This is a genomic window from Pseudoduganella sp. R-32 (assembly GCF_049913245.1).
GTDB lineage: Bacteria > Pseudomonadota > Gammaproteobacteria > Burkholderiales > Burkholderiaceae_D > Rugamonas.
In genome coordinates this window covers 6,246,755-6,258,859 of record NZ_CP183987.1, presented here as the reverse complement: position 1 = coordinate 6,258,859, position 12,105 = coordinate 6,246,755, and the positions used below count along the sequence as shown (strand labels likewise).

13 protein-coding genes are annotated in these 12,105 nt (G+C 64.7%); 11 read left to right on the top strand and 2 right to left on the bottom strand.

Going from position 1 to position 12,105, the window contains the following annotated elements; genetic code table 11:
• Nucleotide 1: 1 nt before the first annotated feature.
• Nucleotides 2-451 carry a cache domain-containing protein gene (locus tag ACN9MU_RS28675; RefSeq protein ID WP_426319344.1) on the bottom strand — a complete coding sequence of 150 codons (450 nt, stop codon included), beginning with the start codon at nt 449-451 and terminating at the stop codon, nt 2-4.
• A 171-nt stretch (nt 452-622) separates the two neighbouring features.
• Between ACN9MU_RS28675 and ACN9MU_RS28670 the strand changes: the two genes are divergently transcribed.
• From ACN9MU_RS28670 to ACN9MU_RS28660, 3 genes are read left to right on the top strand one after another with little or no spacing between them, the layout of a single operon-like run.
• Nucleotides 623-1,999, top strand: coding sequence for a KamA family radical SAM protein (locus tag ACN9MU_RS28670; protein ID WP_426343803.1), 1,377 nt, complete (start codon nt 623-625; stop codon nt 1,997-1,999).
• A gap of 9 nt (nt 2,000-2,008) precedes the next feature.
• A complete protein-coding gene (locus ACN9MU_RS28665; protein WP_426319342.1) occupies nt 2,009-3,334 on the top strand; it encodes an MFS transporter in 1,326 nt (441 codons plus the stop codon).
• 29 nt (nt 3,335-3,363) lie between these two features.
• The gene (locus tag ACN9MU_RS28660) at nt 3,364-4,209 is read left to right on the top strand and encodes a fumarylacetoacetate hydrolase family protein (RefSeq protein ID WP_426319341.1); all 846 of its coding nucleotides are present in this window, start codon (nt 3,364-3,366) and stop codon (nt 4,207-4,209) included.
• A 66-nt stretch (nt 4,210-4,275) separates the two neighbouring features.
• Here the strand turns inward: ACN9MU_RS28660 and ACN9MU_RS28655 are convergent, their stop codons facing one another.
• On the bottom strand, nt 4,276-5,613 hold the full coding sequence (locus ACN9MU_RS28655) for an aspartate aminotransferase family protein (protein ID WP_426319340.1): 1,338 nt from the start codon (nt 5,611-5,613) through the stop codon (nt 4,276-4,278).
• A gap of 96 nt (nt 5,614-5,709) precedes the next feature.
• On the opposite strand from ACN9MU_RS28655, the gene ACN9MU_RS28650 reads away from it, so the two are divergent.
• The 8 genes from ACN9MU_RS28650 to ACN9MU_RS28615 all read left to right on the top strand — a co-directional run bounded on the left by ACN9MU_RS28650 (nt 5,710) and on the right by ACN9MU_RS28615 (nt 12,090).
• Complete coding sequence (locus ACN9MU_RS28650) at nt 5,710-6,264, top strand: carboxymuconolactone decarboxylase family protein (protein ID WP_426343802.1); 555 nt, start codon at nt 5,710-5,712, stop codon at nt 6,262-6,264.
• Between the two features lie 80 nt (nt 6,265-6,344).
• Complete coding sequence (locus ACN9MU_RS28645; protein WP_426343801.1) at nt 6,345-6,935, top strand: (2Fe-2S)-binding protein; 591 nt, start codon at nt 6,345-6,347, stop codon at nt 6,933-6,935.
• A gap of 11 nt (nt 6,936-6,946) precedes the next feature.
• Entirely contained in the window at nt 6,947-7,933 is a 987-nt protein-coding gene (locus tag ACN9MU_RS28640; protein WP_426343800.1) for an FAD binding domain-containing protein, read from the top strand.
• Nucleotides 7,930-10,140: a xanthine dehydrogenase family protein molybdopterin-binding subunit gene (locus ACN9MU_RS28635; RefSeq protein ID WP_426343799.1), complete on the top strand. Its 2,211-nt coding sequence runs from the start codon at nt 7,930-7,932 to the stop codon at nt 10,138-10,140. Before ACN9MU_RS28640 ends, ACN9MU_RS28635 begins: the two co-directional genes overlap by 4 nt.
• 85 nt (nt 10,141-10,225) lie before the next feature.
• Nucleotides 10,226-10,669 carry a hypothetical protein gene (locus ACN9MU_RS28630; protein ID WP_426319336.1) on the top strand — a complete coding sequence of 148 codons (444 nt, stop codon included), beginning with the start codon at nt 10,226-10,228 and terminating at the stop codon, nt 10,667-10,669.
• A complete protein-coding gene (locus tag ACN9MU_RS28625; protein ID WP_426165118.1) occupies nt 10,670-10,927 on the top strand; it encodes a DUF5985 family protein in 258 nt (85 codons plus the stop codon). It abuts the gene before it with no gap.
• Complete coding sequence (locus tag ACN9MU_RS28620) at nt 10,927-11,193, top strand: DUF5985 family protein (RefSeq protein ID WP_426319335.1); 267 nt, start codon at nt 10,927-10,929, stop codon at nt 11,191-11,193. The genes ACN9MU_RS28625 and ACN9MU_RS28620 overlap by 1 nt, the downstream gene beginning before the upstream one ends.
• A 141-nt stretch (nt 11,194-11,334) precedes the next feature.
• Nucleotides 11,335-12,090: an alpha/beta fold hydrolase gene (locus ACN9MU_RS28615; RefSeq protein ID WP_426343798.1), complete on the top strand. Its 756-nt coding sequence runs from the start codon at nt 11,335-11,337 to the stop codon at nt 12,088-12,090.
• Nucleotides 12,091-12,105 lie beyond the last annotated feature (15 nt).

Below are 12,105 nucleotides of genomic sequence, written 5' to 3'. Positions count from 1 at the left end.
CCTACTTTTTGTAAATGCCTGCTTCCAGCACCGCATCGCCGACGCGCTGGATGTAGGTGGTCTTCGGCTCGATCTTGCCGGTGGTGGGGTTTTTGTACATGTAGTCGACCCAGCCCTTGCCCTTGCGGGCAGCCAGTTCGATGATCTCGCGCCGGTACTTCTTGCCGCTGGCATCGGGCACGTCGGTCAGGTCCTTGCCGACGATGGTGGGATTGACCGGGTGCGCCAGCACGATGCCCGACTGCAGGTCGCGGATATCGACGTACAGCGCGCCCTGGATGAATTCAGGATCCTTGGCGGAGATCTTCTCGATGAACTTGTCCTTGCCATGCTGCTTGATGAAGGCCGCGCCTTTTTCCACCATGGCGATGGCGTCCTTTTCGGTCGGCTCGCTGGCTTGGGGCGCCGCCATGGCGAGGAAGAGCAGTGGTGCTAGCAGGATGTGTTTCATGCCGGTCTCCTTGGCTGGGATGGAAGCCCAACTGTACGTCTGCACACCTGGTCGGCAATTGCGCAAACGCAAGCTCGTAGGATTTTTCCGGCTGGGCATTGAGCTACGGCAATAGGCCGTTTCTTAATCGGACCATCATGAAGTCCTAGCCCACCCACCCAGGAGTACGCCATGACCGCCGATGCCCTGCCCAAGTTCAAGCCATACACCCGCCAAACCATCCGCCAGGCGCCGCAGTGGGAACTGCTGACGCCCGAGCAGCAGGAAGCGGTGCAGGTCATCTCGCATGTGCTGCCGTTTCGCACCAACCAGTACGTGCTGGACCAGTTGATCGACTGGGACAATATCCCGGACGATCCGATCTACCGCCTGGTGTTCCCGCACCGCGACATGCTGCCCGCGCACGAATACTGGCAGCTGCGCGACCTGGTCCTGGTCAGGCAGGATGACGCAGCCGCGCAACAGCTGGTGCGGCAGATCCGCCTGCGCATGAACCCGCACCCGGCAGGGCAGATGACGCACAACGTGCCGCGCGTGAACGATGCCCCCTTGCGCGGCCTGCAGCACAAGTACAAGGAGACGGTGCTGTTCTTCCCCAGCGCGGGCCAGACCTGCCACGCCTACTGCACTTTCTGCTTCCGCTGGCCGCAGTTCGTCGGCATGGACGACATGAAGTTCGACGCGCGCGAAACCACGCAGCTGGTGGAGTACCTGAAGATGCACAAGGACGTGACGGACGTGCTGATCACGGGCGGCGATCCGATGATCATGAACACGCGCTCGATGGAGGAGATCATCGCCCCCCTGCTCGCGCCCGGCCTGGAGCATATCCAGAACATCCGCGTCGGCACCAAGTCCGTGTCGTACTGGCCGCAGCGCTATGTCAGCGACCGCGATGCCGACGACCTGCTGCGCCTGTTCGAGCGCGTTGTCGCAGCGGGCAAGAACATGGCGATCATGGGGCACTACAACCACGCGGTGGAGTTGCGGCAGGAAGTAGCGCAGCAGGCGGTCAAGAGGATTGTCGGCACCGGCGCCACCTTGCGCATGCAAGGGCCCTTGATCAGGCATATCAACGAAGACCCGGCCAGTTGGGCGGAGCTGTGGCGCACCGGCGTGAGGCTGGGAGCGATCCCGTATTACATGTTCGTCGAGCGCGATACGGGGCCGCGCGAGTATTTCCAGTTGCCGCTGGCGCGTGCGCACGAGGTGTTCCAGCAGGCTTACCAGATGGTGTCCGGACTGGCGCGCACGGTGCGCGGCCCCTCCATGAGTGCATTTCCCGGCAAGGTGGTGATCGACGGCGTGGCCCAGGTCGGCGGCGAGAAGGTGTTTGCCCTGCAGTTCCTGCAGGCGCGCAATGCGGACTGGGTACGCAAGCCCTTCTACGCCAAGTACGACCCGACCGCGACCTGGTTCGACCAGCTCCGGCCGGCGTTCGGACGCGACAAGTTCTTCTTCGAGGAGGGCGAGCAGGGAGCCGGGCATGTACCGGGTGTGGCAACGGTGCCGGTGCTGCCGCGCCGGGTGATTCCGCTGGTCGCATAGGAGCATGCGATGCGCGCGCCCGCCGCCACTCGCGATGCGCAAGCGGCAGCGCCGCTTCCCGGTGATTGGCGCAGGCGATGGGCGAGAGCGCCTGCGCGCTGGTGGTGCGGGCGCGAGCGGGTGCCGGGCACCTTGTCCGGTCCCGCCACGCTGTTCCTGGTGTTCATTCCCTTCGCGCTGGGACACTATATCTCCTGGCTGCTGCGCAGCGTGAACGCCATGCTGGCGCCGCAGCTCGTGGCGCAGGCAAACCTGACGCCGTCGCAGCTTGGCATGTTGACCAGTACCTACTTCCTCGCCTTCGCGTTCGCCCAGCTTCCGATCGGCATTGCGCTGGACCGCTACGGGCCGCGCCGCGTGCAGTTCGTGCTGCTGCTGATCGCAGCCATCGGCACGCTGGCTTTTGCGGGCGGCAGGGATTTCGCCGGCCTTGCGATTGCACGCGCGCTCATGGGGTTTGGACTGGCGGCCTGTTTCATGTCGGCCATCAAGGCGCTTAACACCTGGCTGCCGGCGCACAAGCTGCCTTCTGTGCAAGGCTACCTGATCGCTGCCGGCGGCCTGGGCGCGGCAACGGCCACTTTGCCCGTGCGCTTGGCCTTGCACCATATGAGCTGGCAATGGCTGATGATCGCGCTGGCCGGTGCCTGCATCGCGGTCGCTTTGTTGATCCTGTTTCTCGCTCCGACCCCGCCGGCCGCGCCACCGCGCCCGTTCACCCGCAGCGCACTGGTGGAAACCTTCACCCACCCGGTATTCCGCGAGACCGCGATGCTGGTGCTGCTGCCGCACACGGTCTTCTTTGGCGTGCAGGGATTGTGGATAGCGCGCTGGCTGGCCGATGTGCCCCGCTACGGCGAGCAAGCTATCGCCTGGCTGCTCTACCTTGGGATGGCGGCGGTGATCTTCGGCTCGATCGCGGTCGGCATGCTGACCGAATGGGCGGCAAAGCGAGGCTGGCGCACGCTCGATATTGCGGCTGCGGGAATACTGGTCTTCGTGCTGTTGCAATGTGCTTTCGCATCAGGCTGGCGCCCGGCGCAGCAGGTGCTGCCGGTGTTGTTCATGCTGGTCGGCTGCGTCACCGGAATGGAATATTCCATCGTGGCGCAAGCGATGCCGCCAGCATTGACGGGGCGCGCCTCGACCTGCCTCAACCTGCTGATCTTCATCGGCGCCTTCATCGTGCAGGCCGGCTTCGGCCAGGTGATCGGCTTGTGGCGGCCATCGCCGCTGGGGAATTACCCGGCCCTGGCCTATCAATGCGCTTTCGCTTTGCTGGTGCTGATCCAGTTGCCGGGCCTGTGCCGCTACCTGCTCCGACGCTTCCGGTAGAATGTCGCCTTCAACACGAAGGAAGATTTATGAAACTGGTTCGTTACGGCCGTATAGGCAAAGAAAAACCTGGCCTGATCGATGAATTCGGCAAACTGCGAGACCTGTCCGGCGAGATCAGCGATTTCGCCGGCGCCAACCTGTCCGACAAGGTACTGCGCAAGCTGGCCAGGATCGATCCCGAAACGCTGCCGGTGGTGCGCGGCAATCCGCGCTTTGGCGTGCCCGTTGCCAAAGTGGGCAAGTTCATCGGCGTTGGCTTGAACTACGCCGACCACGCGAAGGAAGCCGGCCTGCCGATTCCGAGCGAACCGATTATTTTCATGAAGGCGATTACCTGCCTGTCCGGCCCGGACGATCCGATCATGCTGCCGAAAGGTTCGAAGAAGACCGACTGGGAAGTGGAACTGGGCGTGGTGATCGGCACCCGTGCGCGCAATGTCAGCGAGGAAGACGCCGAGAAGCATATCGCCGGCTATTGCGTGGTGAATGACGTGTCCGAGCGCGAGTTCCAGCTCGAGAGCGGCGGCACCTGGGACAAGGGCAAAGGCTGCGATACCTTCGGCCCGGTCGGCCCGTGGCTGGTGACGCGCGATGAGGTGTGGGACCTGGACAAGCTGGACCTCTATCTCGAGGTGAACGACAAGCGCATGCAGACCGGCTGCACGGAGACCATGATTTTCAAGGTGCCGCAGCTGGTGGCCTATATCTCGCGCTTCATGACGCTGGAGCCGGGCGACATCATCGCGACCGGCACCCCGCCCGGCGTTGGGCTGGCGCGCAAGCGCTTCCTGAAGAAGGGCGACTTCGTGCGCCTTGGAATTGCAGGCCTTGGCGAGCAGCAGCAGGACGTCATCGGTTACCAGGAGTTCTAAAGACTTGGCCTGCGACGGCCGCGAATCGGTGTCTGACCCTGCGGGTCAGGCACCGTCTTGCGGGTTTTAAGCCGGCCGCACGCGAAGCAAGGCCCGCTCCAGCCCATCGCTCAAGCGCGCCACAATCTGCTGCAAATCCGCCTCTGTCGCAATGAACGGCGGCGCCAGCAGCACATGATCCCCCCGCCGGCCGTCGATGGTGCCCCCCATCGGATACACCATCAACCCGCACTCCATGCAGGCATCCTTCACCGCGGCATGCAGCCGCAAGTCCGGATCGAACGGCCGCTTGCCCTCCCGATCCTGCACCAGCTCCAGGGCCAGCAGCATGCCGCGCCCCCTGATGTCCCCCACGTTCGGATGCAACGAGAACGCATCGCGCAGCATGCGCTTGAACGACGCTCCGCGCACAGTCACCGCCCCCAGCAGCGAATCGCGCCGGATCACCTTCTGCACCGCCAGCGCCGCCGCTGCCGCCACCGGATGTCCCACATAAGTATGCCCATGCTGGAACACGCCGCTGCCTGAGCGAAGGCGCTGCACGATATGGTCACGCGCAACCACCGCACCGATCGGCTGGTAGCCCGCGCCCAGCCCCTTGCCCAGCGCCACGATATCGGGCACCACGCCTTCCTGCTCGATGGCATACAAGGTCCCGGTGCGTCCCATGCCGCACATGACTTCATCGGCGATCATCAGGATGCCATACTTGTCGCACAGCGCGCGCACGCCCTTGAAATAGCCCGGCGTCGGCGGCACCGCGCCGCTGGTTGCGCCCACCACCGTCTCCGCGCAGAAGCCGATTACGTGTTGCGGCCCCAGGTCGAGAATCTTGGCCTCCAGCTCCTGCAGCAGGTTGGCCGTGTACTCGTGCACATCCTGCCCGGCGCGGCGCTCGCGGTATTCAAAGCAGGGCGATACGCGCGCCACGTCCATCAGCATCGGCTCGAAATGGCGCCGGCGATACTCGTTGCCGCCCAGGGCCAGCGCGCCCAGCGTGTTGCCGTGATAGCTCTGGCGGCGGGCGATGAACACGCGCCGCTCCGTTTGGCCATGCTCGACGAAATACTGGCGCGCCAGTTTCAGCGCTGTCTCGATGGCTTCCGATCCGCCCGATACCAGATAGGCATAATTCAAGTCGCCGGGCGCATCCTGCGCCAGCCGCTCGCCCAGTTCTTCCGCCACCTCGGTAGTGAAGAAAGAGGTATGCGCATAGGCTGCCACCTTGAGCTGCGACTGCATGGCCGCCAGCACGTCCGGATGGCTATGCCCCAGCGAGGAGACAGCGGCGCCGCCGCTGGCATCGAGATAGGTCTTGCCCTCGCTGTCGCGCACTTGCATTCCGAAAGCGCAGACGGCTACGGGCGGCGTGCGGCGCAGGTCGCGGTGGATCAGGTGGGTCATGGCGGCTCCTCGCAGGATTGGTCGTCCAAGGACATTAGCGCGCGTGCCGCGGCCGTGTTTTGATTTTTCTCCTGTCCTGTGCGACCATTTGTGGCTATGAGTGAACGACTAGGACCTATTCCCCCATCGGAAATGACAGCCGAGCAGCGCGCCGCCGCGCAGGCAGTCATCGATGGCCCGCGCGGCGCGTTGTACGGCCCCTTCGTGCCGCTGCTGCACAGTCCCGAACTGATGGCTTGCACCCAGCGGCTCGGCGAGTACCTGCGCTACCGCAGCGCGATCGGCACCCGCCTGACCGAGCTGGCCATCCTGGTCACTTCGCGCCAGTGGGACCAGCAGGTGGAATGGGCGATCCACGCGCCGATTGCCGCGCAGGCAGGGATTCCGCAAGCCGTGATCAACGCCATCGCAGCACGCCAGGCGCCGGCCGGCTTGCAGCCGGACGAGCAGGCGGTCTATGATTTCTGCAACGAACTTCACAGCACCAGGCAAGTCAGCGACGCCACCTGGGCGGCGGCCATGCTGCAATTCGGCGAAAAGGGCGTGACGGACCTGATGGGTATCAACGGCTACTATACCTTGCTGGCCATGGTGATGAATGGCGCGCGCTCGGCAGCGCCGCCGTCGACCGCAACTCCCCTCGCAATATAGCCTTTGTGTGCGCGGGCTAACGGAAACCCGGCGCCTGGCGCGGCACCATCGATAGCGCTGCTTTTTCCGGGGAGCGAACGATGCCTGACCGCCGAAGTTTCCTGCAATCCGCGCTGGCCGTCGTCGGCGCCACACAAGTGCCGGCCGCGACGAGCGCAGCGCCGCCCACCGCCGCGGCGGCACCCGCTGCGCCACCGCGGCCGGTCCACCTGAACATCAATGGCCGAGATTACAGCCTTTCGCTTGAGCCGCGCGTGACGCTGCTCGATGCGTTGCGCGAGCATATCGGCCTGGCCGGCACCAAGAAGGGCTGCGACCGCGGCCAATGCGGCGCCTGCACGGTCCTGGTCGACGGCCGCCGCATTAACGCCTGCCTGACGCTGGCCGTCATGCATGAAGGTCAGCGCATCACCACGATCGAAGGGCTGGCGCAGGGCGACGCGCTGTCGCCGCTGCAGCAAGCGTTCCTCGAGCACGACGCCTTCCAGTGCGGCTACTGCACGCCGGGCCAGATTTGCTCCGCCACGGCCTTGCTGGAGGAGGTGCGCGCCGACGGGGCAGGTTTCACCGATGATGAAATCCGCGAGCGCATGAGCGGCAATATCTGCCGCTGCGGCGCCTATCCCAATATCGTCGCCGCCATCCGCGAGGTGGCGCTGCGGCGCAGCTGAGCGAGCGCGCCATGCAATCCATCTACTATGAACGTGCCCGCGATGCGGCGGACGCCTTGCGCCTGGCGCAGCAGGACGGTGCGCGCTTCATCGCCGGCGGAACCAACCTGCTGGACCTGATGAAGGGCGACGTCGAGCACCCGCTGCGGCTGGTCGACATCAGCCGCGCGGGCCTGGACCGGATCGAAGAATTGCCCGGCGGCGGCCTGCGCATCGGCGCCAGTGTCCGCAATGCCGATGCGGCACGCCATGCCGTGGTGCGCGAGCGCTATCCTTTGCTGGCGCAAGCCATGCTGTCCGGCGCCTCGGCGCAGTTGCGCAACATGGCAACCATGGGCGGCAACCTGATGCAGCGCACCCGCTGCCCATACTTTACCGATACGGCCTTTAGCCATTGCAATAAACGCCAGCCCGGCTCGGGCTGCGATGCCCGCGAAGGCTACCAGCGCATGCACGCGATCCTGGGCGCCAGCCCATCCTGCGTGGCAGTCAATCCTTCCGACATGAGCGTCGCGCTGGCGGCGCTGGATGCCGTGGTATTGTTGCGCGGCCCGCAAGGCGATCGCGAAGTCGCGCTGGGCGACTTCCACCGCTTGCCGGGCGATGCGCCGCAGCGGGACACGGTATTGCAGCCCGGCGAGTTGATCGTCGCCATCGACCTGCCGCCATCGCGCATGGCGCGCCACAGCCACTATCTCAAGCTGCGCGACCGGGCCAGTTATGCCTTTGCGCTGGTGTCGGTGGCGGTCGCGCTGGCGATGGAGGGCGGCACGGTGCGTGAAGCGCGCATTGCACTGGGCGGCGTGGCACACAAGCCATGGCGCCGCCCTGAAGCGGAAGCCCTGTTGCGGGACCGCCCGCTCGACGAGGCGCAGTGCCGCGCCGCCGCCCAGCGCCTGCTCGAAGGGGCGCAACCGCTGGAAGGCAACCGCTTCAAGGTTGACCTCGCGCAGCGCGCCATCGTGCGCGCGCTACGCATCGCAGGGGAGGGCGTATGAAACAGGTCGGACAAGCCATCCCGCGCACCGACGGGTGCCTGAAAGTCACGGGTGCCGCCCCCTTTTCTGCCGAGCATGCCCTGCCGCGCGTGGCGCACGCCGTGCTGGTGCTCAGCACCATCGCCAAGGGCCGCGTCAATGCGATCGATACGGCACGGGCAAGCGGCATGCGCGGCGTGCTGGCCGTCATGTCGCACAAGAATGCACCGCGCCTGCCGCGCGAAAAGCCGGGCGGCGAGGAGCAGAAACCACCGCCGCCCAAGCTGAACCTCCTGCAGGACGACGAGATCAGGTACAACGGCCAGCCGATTGCGGTGGTGGTAGCGGAAACGCTGGAGCAGGCGCAGGATGCGGCACGCGCGATCAAGGTGCGCTATGCGCCTCAGCCGGCGCTGCTGGACTTCCAGGCCGCCAAGCGCAAGCTGCGCAAGCCCAAGGAGCAGCCGGACCGGCCGATGCAGACGCAGCGGGGCAATGTGCAGGCCAGCCTGGCGCAAGCCGCCCAGCGCATCGACGTGCTGTACACGACGCCGGTCGAGAACCACAACCCGATGGAACCGCATGCCACCATCGCTGCCTGGGAGGGAGACCACCTCACGCTGTACGACGCCACGCAGTACGTTTCGGGCGTGAAAAAGAATTGCGCCCGTGCGCTCGGCATCCCGCCGGAAAAGGTGAGGGTGGTGTCGCCCTACGTTGGCGGCGGCTTTGGCTGCAAAGGCAATATGTGGTCGCACGTGGTGCTGGCCGCGATGGCCGCGCGCATGGTGGGACGCCCTGTCAAGCTTGCGCTGGAGCGGATACAGATGTTCGCACCGGTCGGGGCGCGGCCGATGACGGAACAGCGCTTGCGCATTGGCGCCGGCCCCGATGGCCGCCTGCTCGCGGTCATGCACGACACGATCTCGCACACGTCCGTGCAGGACGACTTTACGGAGCCATGCAGCTCGCCAACCCGCATCCTGTACGCCAGCGACAGCCTGCAAACCACGCAGCAACTGGCGACGCTGAACGTTGGCGTGCCGACCTATATGCGCGCGCCAGGCGAGGCGACGGGCAGCTTTGCCCTTGAATGCGCCATCGACGAAATGGCCTATGCGCTCAACATGGACCCGGTCGCGCTGCGGCTGCAGAACTACGCCGAGCAAGATCCGGAGAAGAACATTCCCTTCTCGGCCAAGCAGCTGCGCGAGTGCTACAAGGTGGCAGCGGAACGTTTCGGCTGGGCCAGGCGAACCTCCTCGCCGCGTTCGATGAAAGCCGGCCGCACGCTGGTCGGCTGGGGCATGGCCACGGCCACCTATCCGGCCAACCGCATGCCGGCCAAGGCCTGGGCCAGCATTGCGCCCGACGGTACGGCGCTGGTGCGCTGCGGCTCACAGGATATCGGTACCGGCACCTACACCATCATGACCCAGGTGGCGGCAGATGCGCTTGGCCTGCCGCTGGAAAAAGTGCGCTTCGAGCTGGGCGACACCGAGATGCCGGAGGCGCCGGTATCGGGCGGCTCGATGACGGCGGCCAGCATAGGTCCGGCCGTGCACCGCGCCTGCACGGCCGCACGCGACAAGCTGGTGACGATGGCGGTGGCCGACAAGGCATCGCCGCTGCATGGCTTCAATGCGGCCGAAGTGGAGACTGCAGACGGCTGGCTGCGGCTGCGCGCCACGCCGGAGCGCGGCGAACCGATGGCGGCAGTGATCGCGCGCAACGGCGGGCAAGCCGTTACCGGCGACGCGGAAGCCATGCCGGGCGAGGAAAAGAAGCAATATTCCATGCATTCCTTCGGCGCGGTGTTTGTTGAAGTACAGGTGGATCCTGACCTTGGCACAGTGCGCGTGCCGCGCATCGTGGCCTGCTACGACGTGGGCACTGTGCTGAATGCGAAGACCGCGCACAGCCAGTTCATCGGCGGCATCGTGTGGGGCCTGGGCATGGCCCTGATGGAAAAGACCGAGATGGACTGGCGCTACGGCCGTGCTGCCAATGCCAACCTGGCCGACTACCACGTGCCGGTGAACGCCGATGTGGGCGACATCGACGTGGTGGCGCTGCCGGGCAATGACACCCGCTTCAATGAACTGGGCGCGCGCGGCATCGGCGAGATCGGGATCGTCGGCGTGGCCGCTGCAGTGGCGAACGCGGTCTACCACGCCACCGGCAAGCGCGTGCGCGACCTGCCGATTACTCTCGACAAGCTGGTGTGATTTTCTGGTTCCGCCTGTTGTGACTGACTGTCGGGCGCCGCGCGTCGCGCACGGTTGGGGCTGTATTCTTGCAAGCGAAATATGGATGGTGCAATATAAATTCCATGCGCATAACATCCTGTTCTCTCCGATCAAGGGCGGTCGCCTGACCATGGTTTCTCCACCGATTCCGGATGACATCCGGCGTTACCTGGTGCAGTGCGTGCCGTCCGTACCCTATATCGAAGCGGTACTGCTGATGCGTGAAGGCAGGCATGCGTGGCAGCCGGATGCCCTTGCGCGCCGCCTTTACCTCAGCGAGGATGACACGCAGCGCCTGTTGGCCAGGATGCAGGCCGATGGCATCATTGCCGGCGATGCCGGCGGCCTGCGCTATAGCCCGGCCTCCGCGGACCTGGACGAACTGTGGACCAGGCTGGCGGTAGTGTACGCGCACCATTTGATCGAAGTCAGTACGCTCATTCATACCAAACCAGGCGGCAAAGCACAGATGCTGGCCGATGCGTTTGTCTGGCGAAAGGGTAAGTAGATGGCAAGTGTCATATACCTGATGTGTGCGGCGACCGCCCTGGCATGCGCCATCCTCGTGCTGCGGAGCTATCGGACGACACGGCATCGCCTGCTTTTCTGGAGCGGCCTGTGTTTTGGCGGTATGTTTCTTTCCAACGTGCTCCTGATCATTGACCGCCTGATCCTCCCGGACACCGATTTATCCACAGTACGCCTGGTGGCCGGCCTGGTCGCTTTGCTTCCGCTGCTGTATGGCCTGGTATGGGAGGGCGAGTGATGCAAATCAACTCCTGGCTGAATGGGGCAATCTTCATGGCGGCGATGGTGATCGCCCTGTTTTTTGTCCGCTACTGGCGGCAATCGCGCGACAGCCTCTTCATCTACTTTGCAATCGCATTTGTGCTCGAAGGCGTGCATCGGCTTTTGCAAGCCTGGCCGGCCGACGGCCCTGATGCGCCGCCATCCTATTTGTTGCGCCTGGTCGAGTACGGCTTGATCCTGGTGGCGATCGTCAGGAAGAACCGGCGCTCCGGGGAACCGTGAGTGGTGGGCCACGCCTGCAATCCTGGCAGGCGAACGACCGTGCCGTAAAAATAGTTTGCGCACTAATTATTTGTGCGCTATAGTTCTGCTCATGCGCTGAGCGCGCTAATCATTAATACACTACTTAATAGGAGTTTTGCCATGAAATCGTCCATCAAATCCGCCCTGTTTGCTGCTTCCCTGGTTGCCGGCGCTGCCCTGGTTCCTGCCCACGCTGCCGAAGACACCACCGTCGTGCTGGTACACGGCGCCTTCGCCGACGGCTCCGCCTGGAACAAGGTGATCCCGATCCTGCAGAAGCAGGGCGTGAAAGTGGTGTCGGTGCAGAACCCTCTGACCTCGCTGGCGGACGACGTGGCCTTTGCCCAGCGCGTGATCGATGTGCAGAGCGGCAAGGTGGTGCTGGTGGGCCATTCCTGGGGTGGCGCGGTGATCACCCAGGCCGGCGCCAGCGACAAAGTGAAATCCCTGGTCTACGTGGCTGCTTTCGCGCCGTCGGAGGGCGAAGTGGTGGGTGAACTGGGCAAGGATTTCCCGCTGCCACCTGGCATCGCATCGCTGAAGCCCGACAACAACGGCTTTATCTACCTGTCGGCCGAATCGATGGCAGTCAACTTCGCCCAGGACCTGACTCCTGCCGAGCATCGCCTGATGACCGCGACCCAGGGCCCGATCAAGGCCAGCGCCTTTGGCGACAAGGTGGACGTGGCTGCATGGAAGACCAAGCCCAGCTACTACATCGTCGCTTCCAAGGACCGCATGATCGATCCGGGCCTGCAGAAGTCCTTCGCTGCCAAGATCAACGCGACCACCACCACGCTGCCAAGCAGCCACGTGCCGATGGCGTCGCAACCGGAAGCTGTGGCCAAGGTGATCCTGGCCGCGGTCAAGCGTTAATCCCGACAAGGGGGC